This is a genomic window from Rahnella aceris, from assembly GCF_011684115.1.
GTDB lineage: Bacteria > Pseudomonadota > Gammaproteobacteria > Enterobacterales > Enterobacteriaceae > Rahnella > Rahnella aceris.
This window is the reverse complement of the sequence record NZ_JAADJV010000001.1, coordinates 924,056-945,186: the sequence shown is the minus strand read 5'-3', so window position 1 is coordinate 945,186 and position 21,131 is coordinate 924,056. Positions and strand designations below refer to the sequence as shown.

The 21,131-nt window shown below is 53.1% G+C and carries 19 protein-coding genes, 1 CRISPR repeat array and 1 other annotated feature; of the genes, 9 read left to right on the top strand and 10 right to left on the bottom strand.

The annotated features are described in order from the left end of the window. Positions 1-2: 2 nt before the first annotated feature. On the bottom strand, positions 3-299 hold the full coding sequence (locus tag GW591_RS04260) for a hypothetical protein (RefSeq protein ID WP_013575148.1): 297 nt from the start codon (positions 297-299) through the stop codon (positions 3-5). Positions 300-497: 198 nt separating this feature from the next. Further along, the gene (locus GW591_RS04255) at positions 498-1,973 is read right to left on the bottom strand and encodes an MFS transporter (protein WP_166860160.1); all 1,476 of its coding nucleotides are present in this window, start codon (positions 1,971-1,973) and stop codon (positions 498-500) included. A 114-nt stretch (positions 1,974-2,087) separates the two neighbouring features. Here GW591_RS04255 and ftrA point away from each other — a divergent pair, with 114 nt between their 5' ends. Next, positions 2,088-3,101, top strand: a complete 1,014-nt coding sequence (gene ftrA, locus GW591_RS04250; RefSeq protein WP_166860158.1) for a transcriptional regulator FtrA — start codon at positions 2,088-2,090, stop codon at positions 3,099-3,101. A gap of 47 nt (positions 3,102-3,148) precedes the next feature. Further along, positions 3,149-3,416: a CRISPR direct-repeat array (repeat unit 28 nt; unit sequence TTTCTAAGCTGCCTGTGCGGCAGTGAAC). A gap of 490 nt (positions 3,417-3,906) precedes the next feature. On the opposite strand, the gene cheW is transcribed toward ftrA, so the two are convergent. From cheW to GW591_RS04215, 7 genes are all read right to left on the bottom strand, one after another. Beyond that, a complete protein-coding gene (gene cheW, locus GW591_RS04245; protein ID WP_013575095.1) occupies positions 3,907-4,404 on the bottom strand; it encodes a chemotaxis protein CheW in 498 nt (165 codons plus the stop codon). Positions 4,405-4,486: 82 nt separating this feature from the next. Next, on the bottom strand, positions 4,487-6,523 hold the full coding sequence (gene cheA, locus GW591_RS04240; protein WP_153375938.1) for a chemotaxis protein CheA: 2,037 nt from the start codon (positions 6,521-6,523) through the stop codon (positions 4,487-4,489). 36 nt (positions 6,524-6,559) lie between these two features. Then, positions 6,560-7,663: a flagellar motor protein MotB gene (gene motB, locus GW591_RS04235; RefSeq protein ID WP_013575093.1), complete on the bottom strand. Its 1,104-nt coding sequence runs from the start codon at positions 7,661-7,663 to the stop codon at positions 6,560-6,562. Next, positions 7,660-8,550 (bottom strand): flagellar motor stator protein MotA, encoded by an 891-nt coding sequence (gene motA, locus GW591_RS04230; RefSeq protein WP_112151826.1) that lies wholly within the window; start codon positions 8,548-8,550, stop codon positions 7,660-7,662. Before motA ends, motB begins: the two co-directional genes overlap by 4 nt. A 176-nt stretch (positions 8,551-8,726) precedes the next feature. Next, positions 8,727-9,335: a flagellar transcriptional regulator FlhC gene (gene flhC / locus GW591_RS04225; RefSeq protein ID WP_013575091.1), complete on the bottom strand. Its 609-nt coding sequence runs from the start codon at positions 9,333-9,335 to the stop codon at positions 8,727-8,729. A gap of 2 nt (positions 9,336-9,337) precedes the next feature. After that, complete coding sequence (flhD, locus tag GW591_RS04220) at positions 9,338-9,682, bottom strand: flagellar transcriptional regulator FlhD (RefSeq protein ID WP_013575090.1); 345 nt, start codon at positions 9,680-9,682, stop codon at positions 9,338-9,340. Between the two features lie 1,262 nt (positions 9,683-10,944). After that, positions 10,945-11,769 (bottom strand): SDR family oxidoreductase, encoded by an 825-nt coding sequence (locus tag GW591_RS04215; protein WP_013575088.1) that lies wholly within the window; start codon positions 11,767-11,769, stop codon positions 10,945-10,947. Between the two features lie 329 nt (positions 11,770-12,098). Continuing rightward, positions 12,099-12,220: a sequence feature (His leader region), on the top strand. 74 nt (positions 12,221-12,294) lie between these two features. Between GW591_RS04215 and hisG the strand changes: the two genes are divergently transcribed. The 8 genes from hisG to hisIE are packed head-to-tail and all read left to right on the top strand — an operon-like array spanning position 12,295 to position 19,449. Further along, positions 12,295-13,194 carry an ATP phosphoribosyltransferase gene (gene hisG, locus GW591_RS04210; RefSeq protein WP_013575087.1) on the top strand — a complete coding sequence of 300 codons (900 nt, stop codon included), beginning with the start codon at positions 12,295-12,297 and terminating at the stop codon, positions 13,192-13,194. Positions 13,195-13,197: 3 nt separating this feature from the next. After that, the gene (gene hisD / locus GW591_RS04205) at positions 13,198-14,511 is read left to right on the top strand and encodes a histidinol dehydrogenase (protein WP_013575086.1); all 1,314 of its coding nucleotides are present in this window, start codon (positions 13,198-13,200) and stop codon (positions 14,509-14,511) included. Then, positions 14,511-15,644 carry a histidinol-phosphate transaminase gene (gene hisC / locus GW591_RS04200; protein WP_121019428.1) on the top strand — a complete coding sequence of 378 codons (1,134 nt, stop codon included), beginning with the start codon at positions 14,511-14,513 and terminating at the stop codon, positions 15,642-15,644. Before hisD ends, hisC begins: the two co-directional genes overlap by 1 nt. Positions 15,645-15,658: 14 nt before the next feature. Next, positions 15,659-16,723 (top strand): bifunctional histidinol-phosphatase/imidazoleglycerol-phosphate dehydratase HisB, encoded by a 1,065-nt coding sequence (gene hisB, locus GW591_RS04195; RefSeq protein ID WP_015689709.1) that lies wholly within the window; start codon positions 15,659-15,661, stop codon positions 16,721-16,723. Further along, positions 16,723-17,313 (top strand): imidazole glycerol phosphate synthase subunit HisH, encoded by a 591-nt coding sequence (hisH, locus tag GW591_RS04190; RefSeq protein WP_013575083.1) that lies wholly within the window; start codon positions 16,723-16,725, stop codon positions 17,311-17,313. The genes hisB and hisH overlap by 1 nt, the downstream gene beginning before the upstream one ends. A 5-nt stretch (positions 17,314-17,318) precedes the next feature. Beyond that, complete coding sequence (gene hisA / locus GW591_RS04185; protein ID WP_166860156.1) at positions 17,319-18,056, top strand: 1-(5-phosphoribosyl)-5-[(5-phosphoribosylamino)methylideneamino]imidazole-4-carboxamide isomerase; 738 nt, start codon at positions 17,319-17,321, stop codon at positions 18,054-18,056. Then, complete coding sequence (gene hisF, locus GW591_RS04180) at positions 18,038-18,811, top strand: imidazole glycerol phosphate synthase subunit HisF (protein ID WP_015689708.1); 774 nt, start codon at positions 18,038-18,040, stop codon at positions 18,809-18,811. Before hisA ends, hisF begins: the two co-directional genes overlap by 19 nt. 23 nt (positions 18,812-18,834) lie before the next feature. Beyond that, a complete protein-coding gene (hisIE, locus tag GW591_RS04175; protein WP_037034927.1) occupies positions 18,835-19,449 on the top strand; it encodes a bifunctional phosphoribosyl-AMP cyclohydrolase/phosphoribosyl-ATP diphosphatase HisIE in 615 nt (204 codons plus the stop codon). A gap of 119 nt (positions 19,450-19,568) precedes the next feature. Here the strand turns inward: hisIE and gndA are convergent, their stop codons facing one another. Next, on the bottom strand, positions 19,569-20,978 hold the full coding sequence (gene gndA, locus GW591_RS04170; protein ID WP_013575079.1) for an NADP-dependent phosphogluconate dehydrogenase: 1,410 nt from the start codon (positions 20,976-20,978) through the stop codon (positions 19,569-19,571). Positions 20,979-21,131: the final 153 nt, after the last annotated feature.

Here is a 21,131-nt window from a genome sequence, read left to right as displayed (position 1 = left end):
CCTTAATGATGAACGCTGATAAAAACACTGGTGGGCTCTGTAAAATACCACTTGATGTACCAGGGTACTCCGGCACTACTGACGGTGATGATGTGGACATCAATACTGCTGTCAAAATGGTAGGGGCGAACCTGATAATGATCTCCGGATGCCCTGCCGATTAAGGCCGCCACTTCAAAGGGCGAGATGTCACCCGTACTTAACAAATTCTTAAGCTGAATCCCGCGTCTTGCCTCAAATTCAATATTTCCATTCTTCAAACATTCGATCACCTTCCATTTGATCTCTCTGAAACTCATGAGCCCTCAATGTACGCCAGTTGTCGTACTTAATCAAATTATCATTTTGCATCACGACTATTTCCGTGAAGCCCCGTCCCGCAGGGCTATCACGCCATATTCAGTAAAAAGATGCGCAGGGAAAATGATTATTTTTCAGACAAATGGAAGACATTACGCAAAAACGCGCTGCACGATATGCAACGCGGATTTGTAAACTCAGGACGGCTCGCAAGACACCGTTTTACGCCGCCCCCTGCCGTTAAAAAGCAAATAACTGAGAAGTGCCAGTACCCATACGCCTGCCGCGCCATAGAGCAGAATGCCTGCAAAGCCATCAGTCAGTGCCTGCGCAATCTGTCCGCTTTGCAGGGGTTCAATGGCTGAGCCGCCTGCAATACGTTCTGCCAGCGAAGATAATTCCCCTGCTGCGGGCATGACTTTTTTCAGGCTCGCGGCAATTCCCGCCACCAGCAGGTTTCCCATGAGCGCAATGTTGATCGCCAGGGTAATCAGGCGCGCACTGATATCAATCCCCGACGCCATTCCCGCGCGGTTGGCCGCAACAGAGCCGGTTGTGGTGTTGGTGACCGGTGTATTGGTCAGCCCCAGCGCAATGCCTGCCAGCAGCGCACCCGGCAATAGGCTAAGGTGATGAACGACGGCGATTTGCATCAGCATAAAACCTGCGCCTATTGTGAATAATCCCAGCGGGATCAGACGTGACGCGCCAAAACGTGTTGTCAGTTTTTCACCGAGCGGTGGCATCAGCAACGTGGGTAACGTATAAGCCAGCAGTGCCATACCGGTAGCGACACTGCCATAACCCAACCCGCCCTGATAATACACCGGCAGATAAATCATCAGCGGCCAGAAGCTGAAATTCATCCCTACCGACCCCATCAGCGCACCAGAAAATGCCCGGACGCGGAAGACCGAAAAATCAAACATCGGGTGCGGATGGCGTTTTTCAATGCGGATGAACATCACCGCGCTGACGGCGGTAGCCAGCAGAACAGCGCCTGCTGTAACACTGCTCCAGCCCAGAATGCTGCCCTGAGTAATGAGGAACGTCGCGCCCAAGACCGTGACCGAAAGGGTAATCAATCCCCCCAGATCCAGTTTTTTAGCCTGTCCGTCACGGGATTCCACCACGTTTTTCAGCGCCAGAATCAGGGTCAGTACGGCGATAACAACGTGGATCAGAAACACCCATCGCCAGCTCAGCCAGGCGACCAGCGTGCCACCAATGATCGGGCCGAACCCTAACCCGAAACCAAACGTAATCCCCCATGCGGCAAACGCCTGACTGCGCGCTTTCCCTTGCGGAAACTGCGAGGAAAGGATCGCAATCAGGCAGGTCAGCATTGCGCCGCCGCTCAGTCCCTGAAGAAAACGTCCTGCGATAAGCCATTGTGCGCTACCGGCGAGACCGCACATCAGCGAGGTCAGCCCGAACGCTGTAATGCTGATGATAAAAACACGTTTCCGTCCATAGCGGTCTGCCAGCGTACCGGTCGCCATCAGTACCGTGGTGCAGGCGAGCGTGTAAGCGTTCATGATCCACTGAAGCTCGCGGAAACTGGCATGCAGTTCCTGTTCGAGTACCGGTGATAATACGGGGACGCTGGAAATTTCCAGCCCCGACATCAGGGCGGCCAGACAAACCGCCATCAGTGCGAGTGTGTTTTTCATGATTAAATCCTGCGGGGATAAGAGACGCATAGCATGGAAGATTGGCGTCAGAGTAGAAATCTGCCGGTATGCCATGTATCGTCAAGATCGTGCCAACCTGAGGGTTATCCTTTCATGCAAAAAGTTGATCTGCCGCTGATGTCTTCCTCCCGCCATCCCGCTGCGCCCAACCGGCGACTGGTGCTGCTGGCTTATGAATGTCTGTGTACCTTCGAGTTTGGCATCGCCGTCGAAGCCTTTGGCCGTGCCGATGAACTCACGGGCGAACCGCTGTACGAGTTAGCCGTCGCGTCGGTAGAAGAAGGGACTTTCGGCGCGCAAGGTGGCGTGCGGCTGGTGGTGGATGGCGGGCTGGAACTGCTGGAAGACGCCGGTACGATTGTGATCCCCGGCTGGCGAAGCATTCACGAACCGGCGTCTGAGCGGCTGATTGCTGCGCTGCAAAAAGCCCATCACAACGGGACAAGAATTGTGTCGATCTGCGCGGGAAGTTTCGTGTTGGCCGCTGCGGGTTTGCTGGACGGTAAACGCGCGACGGCGCACTGGAACAGCACCGATGTTCTGGCGCAAAAATTCCCTGACGTGCAGGTTGAGCACGGCATGATTTATGTCGATGAAGGCAGCATCATCACCTCTGCCGGTGGTGCGGCGGGCGTCGATTTGTGTCTGCATCTGATCCGCCGCGATTATGGTATCGAAGTCGCTAACCGTACAGCGCGCCGCATGGTGACGCCGCCGCTGCGCGAAGGGAATCAGGCTCAGTTGATCCAGCAACCGGTACCACGGCATCAGACAAAAACGCTGGCGCCCTTGCTCGATGACTTACGCGGCCATCTCAATACACCGCTGGTGATTGATCAGCTCGCCAGACAAGCCGGTATGAGCCGCCGCACCTTCCTGCGCCGCTTCCATGATGCTACCGGCACCACACCGGGAGAATGGATGCTGACCGTGCGGCTGGAAAAAGCCTGCGCCCTGCTGGAAAACGGAACACTGAGTATTGACCGCGTTGCCGAACAGGCCGGTTTCGGATCGCCGGAAACTTTACGTCATCACTTCCGCCAGCGGCTGGGCATGTCGCCGACAATGTGGCGCAAAGGGTTTGTTGAACGGGATTTGGTGGGATGAGTTTTGGGGGGCTGGCGGCAGTGGACTTCCGCCGCCCTGGTGATGCATTTCTAAGCTGCCTGTGCGGCAGTGAACGTGATGCGCAGCCCGACGTATTAATGCGGATCTTTCTAAGCTGCCTGTGCGGCAGTGAACCGGGTTCTCTCCTGCTGTGAAAATCATCTAACTTTCTAAGCTGCCTGTGCGGCAGTGAACTAAAAAGGCGCTGGCGAGTTGTTTGTTCCAGATTTCTAAGCTGCCTGTGCGGCAGTGAACGACAATTGCCGCGCCGCTGGATTTGTTGCTCATTTCTAAGCTGCCTGTGCGGCAGTGAACTGTTGGGTTTTCAGGTTTACGCTTTGAACGGCAAGAGATTATCCCTGTTTTAGCAGAAATACCCTCTTTTTTGTGTGTTCACGTGCACTTATTAAATCAATGAGTTAGGAGCAGTGCAAAAAAGAGGGTCAGTTCAGAGATGCCATTAATACCCTTTCCCGGCCTTCCCCTTCGCCGGGGAACGAGCAAGAAAAAAACTTCTGCCCTTATTTTTAACAGGAAGAATCAGAACGAGGGTTTTATTCGATCGAGACTGGCGTGATCAAAAATCTTGCTGAACGGAGCGGCCTGAAGAGCGGGGGCTTCAGGACCGGGAGAAGGCATCGCGGAGCGACAAGATTTTGCGCCACACGCTAGGGTGACAGAACATGTCCGTCGTGCCTGCGACAGCGCGCAGTGAAAAGAGCGTGGAGTCCAGAGGCCCGCGCGATTGCGGGTCTCTGGGCCAGTGTGGGCGGCGAGCCCACGACCTTGACCTTAAAAACGAAAATCAAATTTTCGTCACACTATCAACGAGTGCCATTTCTTCACTGCTCAGCAGCTTCTCAATATCCACCAGGATCAACATACGGTCACCCAGCGAACCCAACCCCGTCAGATACTCCGTCGACATGGTCACGGCGAATTCCGGTGCCGGGCGGATCTGATCCTGGCTCAGCGACAGCACGTCTGATACGCCGTCAACCACGATCCCGACAACGCGGTTTTCGAAGTTAAGTACAATCACCACCGTGTTTTCGTTGTAAATCACATCTTCCTGAGCGAATTTCACCCTCAGGTCGAGGATCGGCACGATGACGCCGCGCAGGTTGGTGACACCTTTAATAAAGGCCGGGGTGTTAGCAATACGGGTTACCTGATCGTATCCACGGATTTCCTGCACTTTGAGGATATCGATGCCGTATTCTTCATCGCCTAAAGTAAAGATCAGAAATTCCTGACCTACTGTTTCGCCCGCAATTTTCGCCACGGTTGCAAGTCCTGCCATGTTGTTCACCTTTGCTTTTATCTTTAAATCGGCCTGAGTTTTTCACACCCGGCAACCTTGCGGTCACCGGCAGCTTTGCTTGTTATGCGGCGGTGGAGCCTGTTGCTAATTTATCGCGGTTCAGTGACTGCAGTGCAGACACGTCCACGATCAGCGCCACACTGCCGTCGCCCAAAATAGTGGCGGCGGAAATGCCCGGTACTTTGCGATAGTTGCTTTCCAGGTTTTTCACCACAACCTGATGCTGACCAATCAACTGATCAACCAGCAACGCGTAGCGACGCCCTGCACTCTGCAAAATCACCACAATGCCCTGCGTGGCTTCGGTTTTGGCGTCTTCAACATCAAAGACGTTGTACAACTCAACCAGCGGCAGATATTCACCGCGCACCTGCAGAACACGTTCGCCACCGGCCATCGGATGCAAATCCTCTGACAGCGGTTGCAGAGATTCCATCACCGCGTTCAGTGGCAGAATGAAGACTTCTTTACCGACTTTCACTGACATCCCGTCGAGGATCGCCAGCGTCAGTGGCAGCAGGATACGGATGGTGGTGCCTTTGCCCTGCTGGGAATGGATTTCAACGTGCCCACCCATTTCCTGAATGTTTCGTTTCACCACGTCCATGCCGACACCACGGCCTGAAACGTCAGTGACTTTTTCTGCGGTCGAGAAGCCTGCGGCAAAGATCAGCATGCCGACTTCTTCATCGCTCATGTTGTCATGGACGTTCATGCCCTGCGATGCGGCTTTCGCCAGAATACGTTCGCGGTTCAGACCGGCACCATCGTCGATCACTTCGATGCAGATATTGCCACCCTGATGTTCCGCAGAAAGCGTCAGGTTACCGGTGGGTTCTTTACCATTGGCAATACGCACATCCGGCGTTTCCACACCGTGATCCAGACTGTTACGCACCAGGTGCGTTAACGGATCGATGATACGTTCGATCAGGCTCTTATCCAGTTCGGTCGAGCTGCCAAGCAGTGTCAGTTCGATTTGCTTATTCAGTTTGCTGGCCAGATCTCGCACCAGACGCGGGAAGCGGCTGAACACGAATTCCATCGGCATCATACGAATCGACATCACCGATTCCTGCAAATCACGGGCATTACGTTCGAGCTGGCCCATGCTGTTGAGCAGGTCACTGTGGACAACCGGATCCAGCAGATCGGAACGCTGCGCCAGCATGGACTGGGTGATCACCAGTTCGCCCACGAGGTTGATCAACTGGTCAACCTTTTCAACAGCAACACGGATGCTGGTGGATTCAGGGGCTTTAGGTGCACGGGCTTTCGCCGGTTCGCTGTTCGGCACTGCCGTCAGTACCGGAGCCTGACGGGCGACGACCGCCGGTGCTGCGGCCACTTCCGCCACAACAGGCGCGGATGCGGCAACCGCAACGGCCTCAGAAGCAACCGCTGCCGGGGCGTGAGTGAAGCTGATTTGTTCCGGCTCCAGCACAAAACACAGCACGGCAATAATGTCGTCTTCGCTAACCGTGGTGACCAGGGTGGCTTCCACGCTGTCATCAGTCTGAACCGGATCTTTTATCTCGCCGAGATTGCCGAGTTCCTCCAGCATCACCGGAATTTCCTGTGTTTTCAGGCCGGAGAGACGAACGCGCAAATCGCCCTTACCGGCAGCGGGTGCAACCGGCGCTGTCGCGACAGATTGTGCCGCTGTCTGGTCTTCAACCACGTGAAGATCAGGCACAGGTTCACGCGCCTGTTGCGCTTCGAGGGCCAGTTGTCTCAGGGCCGCACAGATATATTCAAAGCTTTCTGCGTCAGGATCCCGGGAAGATTTATAGGCGTCGAGTTGCTCCTGCATAATGTCTTTTGTTTCCAGAAACAGGTTGATGATGTCGGTGCTCAGGCTCATTTCAGCGCGACGAGCACCGTCGAGCAGGTTTTCCAGTAAGTGAGTCGTTTCCTGTAAAACCGTAAATCCAAACGTGGCTGCACCGCCTTTGATTGAGTGCGCTGCGCGGAAAATCGCATTCAGTTGCTCAATGTCAGGCGCCTGCGGATCAAGTAACAACAGATGTTGTTCCATGTCCGCCAGCAACTCGTCTGCTTCATCAAAAAATGTCTGATAAAAATCAGTAATATCCATGCTCACGTGATCACCTCTGCTGTGAATCGCGGCTTGTTAATGTGTCGCAGGTGCCGTGCCCGCCGCGGCAGCCGGAGCTGCCGTCGCAGGTTGAGCGCCTGCCGAGGGTGTCACTGGCGTCTGCGTCTCAATCCCGGGTATTGATGGTGCTTTCTCTGGTGTGGCCGGTGCCGGGTTTGCCTGTGGCGCTAACGCCGGAGCTGCCGGAGCCGAACTCATTTTTGGTGCTAATGCCGGCACTTTTTGTGTGCCTTGTACTTGTCTTTGCAGCTCGCCAGCGTCACTGATCGTGATCGCCTCGCCCTCGCTGTTTTCCCGTTCAATCGCTTCTTCCGCGTGTTTGTTCAGGACCAAAATACTGATACGACGGTTGATGGCGTCACCTGCCGGATGGTTTTTCAGTTGCATGGAAGACCCCATGCCCATCACCCGCAGGACTTTCCCTTCGCTGAGGCCGCCGCTCATCATCTCGCGACGTGAAGCATTCGCGCGCTCAGTCGACAGTTCCCAGTTGCTGTAGCCACGTTCACCTGTGGCATACGGCATGTCATCGGTATGCCCCGCCAGGCTGATCTTGTTTGGAAAACCATCCAGTACCGGGGCAATCGCCCTGAGGATATCGCGCATGTACGGCTCAACAATCGCGCTGCCAAGCTGGAACATCGGGCGGTTTTTGCTATCGATAATCTGAATGCGCAAACCCTGCTCGGTCAGGTTAATCATCAGGTGTGGACGTAAATCTTTCAGCCGCGGATCCGACGCCAGCATGTCTTCCAGTTTTTGCTGCAACCGCTGTAAATCGTCCGACTCACGCTTACTCGCCCCCTGCGACTGCTCCATTTTATGGACTTCCCCGTCCTGTACGGTCGGGTCTTCGCCACCGCCCGGGATCGGGCTGGTAGCATCGCTGCTGCGCGGCCCGCCTGTGATCGCCACCGCAAGGGGGGTACGGAAGTATTCGGCAATTTGCACCAGTTCTTTAGGGCTGGAGATCGAAATCAGCCACATCACCAGAAAGAAAGCCATCATCGCTGTCATAAAGTCAGCGTAAGCAATTTTCCACGAACCGCCGTGATGCCCTCCGCCGTGCTTATTCTTTTTCTTGCGTACAACAACGATTGGATGGCTCTGATGCTTCATACTTTTTCTTCTTCAGTTTGTTTCTGACCCGGCGACTTGACCTGGCGAACGTGTTCCTCCAGTTCAATAAAGGAAGGCCGCTCCGAGGTGTACAACGTTTTACGGCCAAATTCGACGGCAATTTGTGGCGCATAACCGTTAATGCTCGATAGCAAAGTCACCTTGATGCACTGCATCATTTTGGCGTTTTCAGCACTCTTCTGGCGTAACACGCTGGCCAGCGGAGAAACAAAACCGTACGCCAGCAGGATACCGAGGAAGGTCCCGACCATCGCGTGGGCAATCAGCGCCCCGAGTTCTGCGGCAGGTCGGTCAGCAGCGGCCAGGGTATGTACGATCCCCATTACCGCAGCGACGATACCGAATGCCGGGAGTGAGTCACCCACCAGCGCCAGGCTGTTCGCCGGCACTTCACTCTCGTGCTCGTAAGTTTCGATTTCCTCGTCCATCAGCGCTTCAATTTCAAAGGCATTCATGTTGCCGCTGACCATGAGGCGCAGATAGTCAGTCAGATATTCGACTAACTGTTTATCGGCAAGGATGCGCGGATAATTAGCAAAAATGTCGCTTTCGGCCGGATTGTCGATGTCATTTTCCAGCGACAGCATCCCCTGTTGGCGTGATTTGGCTAATACCCGGTAAAGCAGCGCCATCAGATCCATATACAACGCTTTATTGTATTTTGATGCGCGGAACAACTGCGGCAGGGCGCGCATGGTGGATTTGATCGCTTTGCCGTTGTTACCAACGAAGAAGGCACCGATGCCGGCACCGGCAATAATGAGCAATTCTGCGGGTTGGTATAACGCGCCCAGCTCACCGCCGACGAGCATGAAACCGCCGAACACAGAGCCCAACACCACGATGTAACCTATTATCACTAGCACGATGAATCCTTAATTCGATGTGGTTTTAGGGCGAGGTTAAGCGCGCGCCATGTGCCTGACCGATTTGTGCCGTAGAAACGTGCATAAAAAGTGTCAGAGAATGGCTGAGATGTTAGGGGGGAATTGATGAGCGGTGGTAGCCACCGCTCAGAACGAATTACTGCTACCCAACTATCTCAAACTGCGTGCTTGACCTGTTCGTCCAGCTCTTGAGATGTTATATCGGCAACCTGCGGGGAAAGTTTACGTTTTTTTACTGCTCGGGACGGGGGCTGGCAAAGACTGCAAACAAACCCGTGGCGGGGTTGGTGTGCATGGGTAATAAATGAGCCATCACAGCAGTTACACGCTGAAAGCTGCAACATGCCGCTGTCGACAAAACGTACTAACGTCCAGGCACGGGTCAGCGCAAGGATCGGCGCTTCCCCCGGCTGCTCAGGACACTGTTCCAGATATAAACGATAAGCCTTGATCACCGCCTCCACGCCATTACAGTGGCCGCTCTTTAGCAGGAAAGAGTAAGCGTTGTAAAACATGGAGGAATGGATGTTCTGTTCCCAGGTCATGAACCAGTCAGTAGAGAACGGCAACATGCCTTTCGGGGGAGGACTTCCTCGCAACTCTTTGTACAATTTAATCAGTCGGCCACGACTTAATTGCGTTTCGCTTTCCAGCATCTGCAATCTGGCACCCAGCGTAATCAGTTCCATAGCCAGCTGAATGTCCCGTGCTTCCTGAACAATACTTTTTTCTGCTGGCTTGGTTGACGCATCTTTACCAGACATAGCTACGCCCTTTTCTTCATCGCGCCGCTTTCTTTCGCGGCCAGGCCTTTCAGCAGATGGCTGGACAACAAGATACCGGTATGGATTTGTTGTAAGTCATCCACCCGCGATTCCTGGGTCAAGCGTTCAATTGTCTTGCTGTCATCAAAGCGGAACTGACACAAAAGCTGGTTCGTTTCAGCTAACTTCACCATCTGAGGCAGCGTCAGCTGTCTCAGGGTATCTGCCATAACGTCATCGATCCCCAGGCGAAACATCGCTGAGGCCTTTTCGTCGTTAATCAAACGCTGTGCCAACAGTAAATATGACAGGTTGATATCATATATGTGCTTAAGCAATTCGGACATTCTGTTCTACCCCATTACCGATGCCGTTTTTTTAAGACGGCGGATTGATAGACATATTCCATGCAGCAAGAGTTTTACCCGGCGTGACAGGAGTATTTTTTACTATCAAAACAATTGGATCATTGGCTGATTAATAAATCTCACGATGATTATTAGATTTATCCCGCGGTATTTACTTCACCGCCAATACAAAGTTGTTCCTGATGTAAACTAAATTAATTGTGACAATTGCACTGCTAAGTAATCGAAAAACACTTTAGTTTTGGTGTACTGGCAGAGTCCGTTGCTGTGATGGCGCCTCATTCAGTGAAACGCTTTTACATACATTATTAGGAATAATCTTACTACGCTGCAACTCTAACCCCGTTTCCTTTATACATACAATCTTACCGTTGACGAATTTTGAATAAAGTGTGATAGAGATCACACTTTATAACTTTATTTTGCTTCTGAAAGTGCAATTTATCGTAAAAATCTGCGCATTTTTAAGCCAAAAGTAAAAAAGCGTCTAAAAAGCTCTCTTCAGACAGCCTTTTTTAGCCTTTTTTAGATCAATTTGTACAAAGGCCAACCAAAGCCAAATGAACAGCACAGATAATAATTAATAACTTCTCATGCAGCTATTTATGCTGGAAATTTCAAATAGCATGATCATTGTGCTAAATACACCCAACCCAGTCAGCACAAGGGTTTTCGGGGAGTTGTCCTAATGGTTTGTGAGGAAATTAAGCGCGAATTGTTCTTAAACCGTGAGCAGGCACGCGGTTTAAGAAATAAAAAGACAATTATTGTAATAATTTATGACCGGACACGCGGAAACATCCAGCAACAAGGCCGGATTGATAAGAAGAAGTGATGGAATGGCATAGTGGTGCCGAACTTAACCTATCGGCAACTGTTCAGGAAAACTTTAATCATTGTGCTTAAAAAAGTGCTTTATACCGCGCAATAGCAAATTAAAAACGCGCGACTAGGAATTTTATTACCAAACCAGCATCTGTCGCCAGTTTCACCTGCAGATTGGCGATTAAAACGCATTTTTAACTACGCTGTCAGAAGAATATTAGACAACAAGCCTAAAAAATGTACCGCCATTAAACCGGCTAATTAAACGGAAGGATAAAATAGGCGTTGCAGGATAAATGAATAATTTCCTGCACATGAGAAAGGGGTTTTCCGAACGTTAATGCAGCAGACACTTAACAACCTGCCGAAATTTCCGGCAGGTCATAACGTGAAATTATCTACACCGCGTTTGGTGATTAAAAAGGCATGGTTCGCGGATCAGGATGCTGATATTCAAAGCCAAGTTCTTTGCAGATTCGCTCACCATCGACGATTTTGCCCTTCTGTGCTGAAGCTTGTTCAGCAAAAGTCGGCGGCTCCAGCCCCATCTGTCTGGCCAGCGCCGGATAAAACTCCGCTTTAGCAGGATGAGCAGGTGCGCACAGGTTATATGTATGGCCGCCTTTCGGCAGACTGAGTAACAACGCAATCGCGGCAATCACATCATCCTGATGCACCAGGTTGACACCATGCTGACCGCCTTTCACCTGCGTCTTTCCGGCCATAAAACGTCCCGGATGGCGATCGCCGCCGACCAGACCGGCCAGACGCAGTACATCGACAGACGTATTGGGTAAACCATGGAGCCAGTTTTCGAGTTCTTTGAGCACCTTTCCGCTGGTCGTGACCGGTTCAAGCGGCGACCCCTCACGCACCACACCCTCTCCTTCACCGTAAACAGATGTCGAGCTGGTGAAAATAATGCGTTTGACGTTATGCGCCAGTGCGCTGTCGGTTAACAGCTGTACCGCCTGGAAGTACAGTTCGCTGCCTTCCACCGTCCGGCGCGCAGGCAGGGTAATGATCAGCGCATCGACATTCAGCAACTGATCGAGATCTTCCGCCACACATTCCATCTGCGGCGTAAACACCAGCGGGAAACACTCGATCCCCACGGCTCTGGCGGCATCTACCCCATCCGGCGTGGTTTTACTGCCGACCACCTGATAACCTTTTGAAGCCAGCGCCATCGCCAGTGGCATTCCCAGCCAGCCCAGTCCGATAATCGAAACCTTCTTCATACTTCGCTCCGTTGTTTCATTGGCATGTGGCATCACATCACCCACTGCTGATACTGCTTCCTTTATACTAGCAAATGTCACCTTTTCCCGGTTCAGCCTGCGTAAGGTTTTCTCTGCCTCTGTTAACAGATCATTCATTTATTCGATGAAAACCCTGCTGCAGATAAGAAAAACTCATCATCGGAAAAAAAGGTTGCGCTGTTACCGCCCGATAGTTTAGTTTTATTGGCAGCGAATTTGATATGTGTGGCGAATGATTCAAATCTGAATCACGCGGCATATAAATGAACATACTGAGACACTGACATGACAAACGTTCTGATTAACCACCGTCATCACCATCACCCTGACTAGTCTTTCAGGCGATTGGTGCTGGGAGACTGTTTAGATCTTCCAGTGGCGCAGAACGCAGAGATAGCCCCCGGAAGATTTCTTCCGGGGGCTTTTTTTTTGGCCTGACGGATTGAAGTTAACGCCTTTAAACAAACGATTTTTACGATAAATAATTAAGAAACTGAGGTCATCATGCTGGATAAAACACGTTTACGGATAGCAATGCAAAAGTCGGGTCGCCTGAGCGATGAATCACGCGAACTGCTGGCCCGCTGCGGGATCAAAATCAACCTGCAGGAACAGCGTCTGATCGCCTTCGCAGAAAACATGCCGATCGACATTTTGCGCGTGCGTGATGACGATATCCCGGGGCTGGTGATGGACGGTGTGGTGGATCTGGGTATCATCGGTGAAAACGTGCTGGAAGAAGAGTTGCTGAGCCGCCGCGCCCAGGGCGAAGACCCGCGTTATTTCACCCTGCGTCGTCTGGATTTTGGCGGTTGCCGTCTGTCACTGGCGACGCCACTGGACACGGAGTATACCGGTCCGCAAAGCCTGCAAAACGCCCGCATCGCCACCTCGTATCCGCACCTGCTCAAGCAGTATCTCGATAAAAAAGGCGTCGATTTCAAATCCTGCCTGCTGAACGGTTCTGTGGAAGTCGCCCCGCGCGCCGGTTTGTCGGATGCGATTTGTGACCTGGTCTCTACCGGCGCCACGCTCGAAGCCAACGGCCTGCGTGAAGTGGAAGTGATTTATCGCTCCAAAGCCTGTCTTATCCAGCGCGACGGCGAAATGCCACAAGAGAAACAACTGCTGATCGACAAAATGATGACCCGTATTCAGGGCGTTATTCAGGCACGCGAATCCAAGTACATTATGTTGCACGCGCCAAGTGAGCGTCTTGATGAGATCGTTGCCCTGCTGCCGGGCGCTGAGCGTCCGACCATTCTGCCGCTGGCAGGCGATCAGCAACGTGTGGCCATGCACATGGTCAGCAGCGAAACCCTGTTCTGGGAAACGATGGAGAAACTGAAAGCGCTCGGCGCCAGCTCCATTCTGGTTCTGCCAATCGAAAAAATGATGGAGTAAGCCATGAAGCCTGACGCGTTCACTACCCCGATTGACTGGCAGCAATGCGACGAACAACAGCGTCGCGAGCTGCTGACACGCCCGGCAATTTCGGCGTCTGACCGTATTACCGAATCTGTCAGTGAAATCCTGCGCCGCGTGCGCAGTGAAGGTGACAGTGCGCTGCGCGAGTTTTGCGCCCGCTTTGATAAAACTGAAGTCCGGGAATTGCGCGTCACTGCACAGCAAATCGGGGCAGCGGCCGCGCGTTTAGGTGAGGACGTTAAACAGGCGATGGCACATGCCGTGCGCAATATCGATACCTTTCATCAGGCACAAAAACTGGCTGTGGTGGATATCGAAACCCAGCCCGGCGTACGTTGCCAGCAACTGACCCGCCCTATTCAGTCCGTGGGTCTGTATATTCCGGGCGGTTCTGCGCCGCTGGTGTCCACCGTATTAATGTTAGCGACCCCGGCGCGTATTGCCGGATGCCAGAAAGTGGTGCTGTGTTCTCCGCCGCCGATTGCCGATGAAATTCTGTATGCCGCTCAACTGTGTGGCGTGGAAGAGGTGTATCAGCTTGGCGGTGCGCAGGCAATTGCCGCGCTGGCCTTTGGCACCGAAACCGTGCCGCGTGTGGCGAAAATCTTCGGGCCGGGCAATGCCTACGTCACCGAAGCCAAGCGTCAGGTTAGTCAGAGCCTGGACGGCGCGGCAATCGATATGCCAGCCGGGCCTTCAGAAGTGCTGGTGATTGCCGACAGTGGCGCGACACCTGACTTTGTCGCCTCTGATTTGCTTTCTCAGGCAGAACACGGCCCCGATTCTCAGGTGATTTTGCTGACGCCGGATTTGAAAATGGCGCAGGCGGTTGGTGAAGCCGTTGAACGCCAGTTGCAGACATTATCCCGCAGCGAGATTGCCCGTCAGGCACTGGCAAGCAGCCGTCTGATTGTGGCGAAAGACATCGCGCAGTGTATTGAAATCAGCAATGCGTACGGTCCGGAGCACCTGATCCTGCAAACCCGTGAGCCGGAGCAACTGGTCGACAGTATCACCAGCGCCGGTTCAGTATTTCTCGGTGACTGGTCACCGGAATCCGCAGGCGATTACGCTTCCGGCACCAACCACGTCTTGCCGACTTACGGTTACACGGCCACCTGTTCCAGCCTCGGTCTGGCAGATTTTCAGAAACGCATGACCGTTCAGCAGTTAACGCCTGAAGGTTTGCTCGGTCTGGCAAATACCATCGAAACCCTGGCGCAGGCTGAGCAACTGACCGCACACAAAAATGCCGTGACTTTGCGCGTTAACGCTTTAAAGGAGCAACGCTGATGAGCAATGAAAACACCCTCAGCGTTCAGGCGCTGGCACGTAAGAATGTGCAGGAACTGACCCCGTATCAGTCCGCACGTCGTCTCGGCGGCAACGGTGATGTGTGGCTTAACGCTAACGAATACGCCATCGCGCCACAGTTCGAACTGACGCAGCAGACCTTTAACCGTTATCCGGAATGTCAGCCTGCGCTGGTGATCAACCGTTACGCAGCTTATGCGGGTGTTGACCCGGAACAGGTGCTGGTCAGCCGTGGCGCAGACGAAGGCATTGAACTGTTGATCCGCGCATTCTGTGAACCGGGCAAAGACGCTATTCTTTATTGCCCGCCGACTTACGGCATGTACAGCGTCAGCGCCGAGACAATTGGCGTGGAAGGCCGCACCGTGGCCGCAAAAGCCGACTGGTCTTTGGATCTCCCGGCCATTGAAGCCGCGCTGGATGGCGTGAAACTGGTTTATGTGTGCAGCCCGAATAATCCGACCGGCAATATCATCGATCCGCAAGAGATACGTGCTGTGCTGGAAATGACCCGTGGCCGCGCGATTGTCGCAGTCGATGAGGCTTATATCGAATTCTGCCCACAGGCGACAGTGTCGGGTTGGTTGCAGGAATATCCGCACCTGGCGATTTTGCGCACGCTGTCCAAAGCGTTTGCCCTCGCCGGTTTGCGCTGCGGCTTCACGCTCGCCAACAGCGACCTGATTGGTTTATTAATGAAAGTGATCGCGCCTTATCCTTTATCTACGCCTGTAGCCGATATCGCTGCACAGGCGCTGAGCCCGGAAGGGCTGGCGATAATGCGTCAGCGGGTGACTGAAGTGACGGAAAACCGCGCGTGGTTGCGGGAAGAACTGGAAAAATGCGCCTGTGTTGAAGAGGTTTTTGCCAGCGACACTAACTACGTCCTCGTCCGCTTCTACGCTTCAAGTGCCGTCTTTAAAAACCTCTGGGATCAGGGCATTATCCTGCGTGACCAGAACAAGCAACCGGGACTTTCCGGCTGCCTGCGGATCACAATCGGTACCCGGGAAGAACTGCAACGGGTGATCACCGCCCTGCAGCCTTTACCTGGCGCTACCGCATCCACTCTTAATGATAATCAAAATAGCCCCCGCAAGGAGCACATGTGAGCCAGAGTCCGTTATTGCAAAAAACACTGTTCATCGACCGCGACGGTACCCTGATTTCCGAGCCACCTGAAGATTTTCAGGTCGACCGTCTGGACAAACTGGCCCTCGAGCCGGGCGTCATTCCGGCACTCTTAGCGCTGCAAAATGCCGGTTTCAAACTGGTGATGATCACCAATCAGGACGGTCTGGGCACCGCCAGTTTCCCGCAGGAAACCTTCGACCCGCCGCACAACCTGATGATGCAGATCCTGACCTCACAGGGCATCGTTTTCGACGAGGTGCTGATTTGTCCGCACCTGCCAGCCGATCACTGCGATTGCCGTAAACCAAAAACCAAACTGGTGGCGGGTTATCTGGAAAGCGGCGTGCTGGACACGGCAAACAGTTATGTGATTGGCGACCGTGACACTGATATCCAGCTGGCGGCCAATATGGGTATCGCCGGGCTGCGTTATCAGCGAGATACGCTGAACTGGGCGACGATTGCAGAGCAACTGACTCAACGTGACCGCCATGCAAAAGTTAACCGCGTAACGCGGGAAACGGCCATTGATGTGGATGTCTGGCTGGATCGCGAAGGTGAAAGCAAAATCCGTACCGGCGTCGGTTTCTTCGACCATATGCTGGATCAGATCGCTACGCACGGCGGTTTTCGTATGAACATCGAAGTGAAAGGCGATTTGTATATCGACGATCACCATACGGTGGAAGATACCGCACTGGCGCTGGGCGAAGCCCTGAACAAGGCGCTGGGCGATAAACGCGGGATTGGCCGTTTCGGATTCGTACTGCCTATGGATGAATGTCTGGCTCGCTGTGCACTGGATATCTCCGGGCGTCCGCACCTGGAATACAAAGCTGAATTTAACTATCAGCGCGTCGGCGACCTGAGCACGGAAATGGTCGAACACTTCTTCCGTTCACTGTCTTATGCGATGGCCTGTACCCTGCACTTGCGTACTAAAGGCAAGAACGATCACCACCGTGTTGAGAGCCTGTTCAAAGCCTTTGGCCGCACACTGCGCCAGGCAATTCGTGTGGATGGCAACACCCTGCCGAGCTCGAAAGGAGTGCTGTGATGAATGTCGTTATCCTTGATACCGGCTGTGCCAACCTCTCTTCCGTGAAATATGCAGTTCAGCGTCTGGGCTATGAGCCCACGGTGAGCCGTGAACCGGAGATTGTGTTGCAGGCTGACAAATTGTTTTTACCGGGCGTCGGCACGGCGCAGGCGGCGATGGAACAGCTCGAACAGCGTGAGCTTATTGACCTGATCAAAGCCTGCACCCAACCGGTGCTGGGCATTTGTCTGGGTATGCAACTGCTGGCTTCATCGAGCGAAGAAAATGGCGGTATCGATACACTGGGTATTATTGAGACGCCGGTGCAGCGCATGCCAGACCTTGGTTTGCCGCTGCCACATATGGGCTGGAATCAGGTCACCGCCAACGCCGACAGCCATTTATTCCGCGGCATTGATGAAAATGCTTACTTCTATTTCGTCCACGGATTTGCCATGCCGGTATGCGAAAACACGGTCGCTCAGACACTTTACGGCGAGCCCTTCAGCGCCGCCGTACAAAAAGACAACTTCTTCGGCGTGCAGTTTCATCCCGAACGTTCCGGTGCCGCGGGCGCACAGTTGCTGAAAAACTTTCTGGAGATGTAAACAGCATGATTATTCCCGCTTTGGATTTGATCGAAGGCAGCGTGGTGCGTTTGCATCAGGGCGATTACGGTCAGCAACGTGACTACGGCAATGATCCGTTACCGCGTTTGCAGGATTATCAGCAGCAAGGTGCGCAAGTTCTGCACCTTGTCGATTTAACCGGCGCGAAAGATCCGGCTGCACGCCAGATCCCTTTGCTGACGAAATTACTGGCCAGTGTTTCCGTGCCGGTGCAGGTCGGTGGCGGCATCCGTAATGAGCAGGACGTTGAAGCACTGCTTAACGCTGGCGCAACCCGCGTGGTGGTCGGTTCGACTGCAGTGAAAGATCCGGCGACCGTGCAGGGCTGGTTCAGCCGTTTCGGCGCGGATGCGCTGGTGCTGGCACTGGATGTACGCATCGATGCCGAAGGTACCAAAAAGGTGGCCATCAGCGGCTGGCAGGAAAACTCCAATGCCACGCTGGAACAGGTCGTCGAGCAATATCTGCCGTTCGGCCTGAAACATGTGCTGTGCACCGATATTTCCCGTGACGGCACGCTGGCCGGTTCCAACGTCGAACTTTATCGTGAAGTGACAGCGCGTTATCCGCAGGTGGCGTTTCAGGCTTCAGGCGGTATCGGCTCACTGGATGATATCGCTGCATTGCGTGACAGCGGTGTGGAAGGCGTGATTGTCGGGCGCGCATTGCTCGACGGTAAATTTAATGTGACGGAGGCAATTTCATGCTGGCAAAACGGATAATCCCCTGCCTCGACGTTAAAGACGGTCAGGTCGTCAAAGGAATACAGTTCCGCAATCACGAAATCATCGGCGATATCGTACCGCTGGCGCAGCGCTATGCGCAGGAAGGCGCGGACGAACTGGTATTCTACGACATCACCGCCTCAAGCGACGGCCGCGTAGTGGATAAAAGCTGGGTATCGCGCGTGGCTGAAGTTATTGATATCCCTTTCTGCGTGGCGGGTGGCATTAAGAGCCTTGAAGATGCCAGCCAGATTTTGCAGTTTGGTGCAGATAAGATTTCTATTAATTCCCCTGCCCTGGCGGATCCGACACTGATCACCCGCCTTGCCGACAGGTATGGTGTACAGTGTATCGTCGTGGGTATCGATACGTGGCACGATACAGAGACGGGAACTTATCAGGTTCATCAGTTTACCGGTGATGAAGCGCGTACTAAGATCACCACCTGGCAGACTATCGACTGGGTGAAGGAAGTGCAGGAACGCGGCGCAGGTGAAATTGTGCTGAATATGATGAATCAGGACGGCGTGCGTAACGGATATGACCTTGAGCAACTGAAGATGATCCGCGAAGTGTGTCATGTTCCGCTGATCGCTTCGGGCGGCGCGGGGACCATGTCACACTTCCTTGACGCCTTCCGCGAAGCACAGGTCGACGGCGCACTGGCCGCCTCCGTGTTCCACAAACAAATTATTAATATTGGCGAGCTGAAAAGCTACCTGGCCGAAAATGGCGTGGAGATCCGCTTGTGAGTAATCAGGATGTAAAAACCGGTCTGCTGACCGATGAACAGATTAGCCAGCTCGACTGGGAAAAAGTGGATAACCTGATGCCAGCCATCATCCAGCACGCGGTGTCGGGTGAAGTGCTGATGCTCGGATATATGAATCAGGAAGCACTGGGCGTTACGCAGTCTTCCGGCAAGGTAACGTTTTATTCACGCACCAAAGAGCGTCTGTGGACCAAAGGCGAAACGTCAGAAAACTATCTGAACGTCGTCAGCATCACCCCGGATTGCGATAACGACACGCTGCTGGTGTTGGTCAATCCGGTTGGCCCGACCTGCCATAAAGGCAATAACAGCTGCTTCCACCCTGCTGAAACCGACTGGGCGTTTCTGTATCAGCTCGAAGAACTGCTCGCCTCGCGCAAAACCGCCGATCCGGAAAGCTCGTATACCGCCAAACTTTACGCCAGCGGTACCAAACGCATCGCACAAAAAGTCGGTGAAGAAGGCGTTGAAACTGCGCTGGCCGCCACCGTCAACGACCGCTTTGAACTGAAAAACGAAGCCTCAGATCTCATTTATCACCTGCTGGTATTGCTGCAGGATCAGGATCTGAACCTGAGTGCGGTCATTGAGAATCTGCGTCAGCGTCATAAGAAATAACGTCGAAAATTCAAAAGTAAAAGTTCAGACGTAAAAAAGCCGCCTTTGCTGATGCATTGGCGGCTTTTTTTGTCTCGACGTGACAACACCGGCACGCTTAACACGTGCCGGTCAGGCAATTAATCCAACCATTCGGTATGGAATACGCCATCTTTGTCGGTACGTTTGTAAGTATGCGCACCGAAGTAGTCACGCTGTGCCTGGATCAGGTTGGCGGGCAGAACCGCAGAACGGTAGCTGTCGTAGTAGTTGATCGCAGCAGAGAAGGTTGGCGTCGGGATACCGTTCTGAACGGCATAAGACACGACATCACGCAGCGCTTGCTGATATTCATCAGCAATGTTTTTGAAGTACGGAGCCAGCAGCAGGTTAGCGATAGAGGCATTTTCAGCATACGCATCGGTAATTTTCTGCAGGAACTGTGCACGAATAATACAACCCGCACGGAAAATCTTCGCGATTTCACCGTAGTTCAGATCCCAGTTGTTCTCATCTGATGCGGCTTTCAGCTGTGAGAAGCCTTGCGCGTAAGAAACGAGTTTGCCCAGATACAGAGCACGACGCACTTTCTCGATGAACTCCGCTTTGTCGCCAGAGAAAGGTTTCACCGCCGGGCCGGACAGTACTTTAGAAGCCGCAACACGCTGGTCTTTCAGGGAAGACAAGTAACGGGCAAACACAGACTCGGTGATCAGCGTCAGTGGTTCGCCCAGATCCAGTGAGCTCTGGCTGGTCCATTTACCGGTGCCCTTGTTCGCTGCTTCATCCAGGATCACATCGACCAGGTATTTACCTTCTTCGTCTTTCTTAGTGAAGATGTCTTTGGTGATGTCGATCAGGTAGCTGCTCAGCTCGCCTTTGTTCCAGTCAGCAAAGGTGGTCGCCAGCTCTTCGTTGCTCAGGTTCAGGGACTGCTTCAGCAGAGAATACGCTTCTGCGATCAGCTGCATGTCGCCGTATTCGATACCGTTGTGAACCATTTTGACGTAGTGACCGGCACCATCTGCACCGATGTAAGCCACACAAGCGTCGCCATCCTCAGCGCGGGCTGCGATTTTTTCAAGAATAGGTGCTACCAGCGCGTAGGCTTCTTTCTGACCGCCAGGCATGATAGACGGGCCTTTCAGTGCGCCCTCTTCACCGCCGGAAACGCCGGTACCGATGAAGTTGAAACCTTGCTCGGACAGTTCGCGGTTACGGCGAATGGTGTCTTTGTAATAGGTGTTACCGCCATCGATCAGGATGTCGCCTTTATCCAGGTGCGGAGTCAGGGATGCGATGGTTTTATCAGTTGCTTCACCGGCTTTCACCATCAGCAAGATACGACGAGGTTTTTCCAGCGAGTCAACAAACTCTTCGACGGTGTAGTGCGGAACCAGATTTTTACCCGGATTTTCAGCGATGACTTCATCAGTCTTGTCGCCTGAACGGTTAAAAATGGAAACGGAATAACCACGGCTTTCAATGTTAAGCGCGAGGTTACGGCCCATGACCGCCATACCGACAACGCCGATCTGTTGTTTGGACATTAGCAACTCCTGTCTGAAATAGTTGATCGCCCAGTTTTTAGTCTAAACCCCTGTAAACAGTGAGTTTAACTGCACTGAGCCATACAAATGAACACAAGCATTGTACATGAGAATGGCGAAGGGTGAACCTATTGCAGCCATAACAATATTCTG

Bases quoted from the DNA above. Each gene is read 5' to 3' on its own strand.
- GW591_RS04260 (WP_013575148.1), bottom strand. From the start codon at position 299: ATGAGTTTCAGAGAGATCAAATGGAAGGTGATCGAATGTTTGAAGAAT.
- GW591_RS04255 (WP_166860160.1), bottom strand. From the start codon at position 1,973: ATGAAAAACACACTCGCACTGATGGCGGTTTGTCTGGCCGCCCTGATG.
- ftrA (WP_166860158.1), top strand. From the start codon at position 2,088: ATGCAAAAAGTTGATCTGCCGCTGATGTCTTCCTCCCGCCATCCCGCT.
- cheW (WP_013575095.1), bottom strand. From the start codon at position 4,404: ATGGCAGGACTTGCAACCGTGGCGAAAATTGCGGGCGAAACAGTAGGT.
- cheA (WP_153375938.1), bottom strand. From the start codon at position 6,523: ATGGATATTACTGATTTTTATCAGACATTTTTTGATGAAGCAGACGAG.
- motB (WP_013575093.1), bottom strand. From the start codon at position 7,663: ATGAAGCATCAGAGCCATCCAATCGTTGTTGTACGCAAGAAAAAGAAT.
- flhC (WP_013575091.1), bottom strand. From the start codon at position 9,335: ATGTCTGGTAAAGATGCGTCAACCAAGCCAGCAGAAAAAAGTATTGTT.
- flhD (WP_013575090.1), bottom strand. From the start codon at position 9,682: ATGTCCGAATTGCTTAAGCACATATATGATATCAACCTGTCATATTTA.
- GW591_RS04215 (WP_013575088.1), bottom strand. From the start codon at position 11,769: ATGAAGAAGGTTTCGATTATCGGACTGGGCTGGCTGGGAATGCCACTG.
- hisG (WP_013575087.1), top strand. From the start codon at position 12,295: ATGCTGGATAAAACACGTTTACGGATAGCAATGCAAAAGTCGGGTCGC.
- hisD (WP_013575086.1), top strand. From the start codon at position 13,198: ATGAAGCCTGACGCGTTCACTACCCCGATTGACTGGCAGCAATGCGAC.
- hisC (WP_121019428.1), top strand. From the start codon at position 14,511: ATGAGCAATGAAAACACCCTCAGCGTTCAGGCGCTGGCACGTAAGAAT.
- hisH (WP_013575083.1), top strand. From the start codon at position 16,723: ATGAATGTCGTTATCCTTGATACCGGCTGTGCCAACCTCTCTTCCGTG.
- hisA (WP_166860156.1), top strand. From the start codon at position 17,319: ATGATTATTCCCGCTTTGGATTTGATCGAAGGCAGCGTGGTGCGTTTG.
- hisF (WP_015689708.1), top strand. From the start codon at position 18,038: ATGCTGGCAAAACGGATAATCCCCTGCCTCGACGTTAAAGACGGTCAG.
- gndA (WP_013575079.1), bottom strand. From the start codon at position 20,978: ATGTCCAAACAACAGATCGGCGTTGTCGGTATGGCGGTCATGGGCCGT.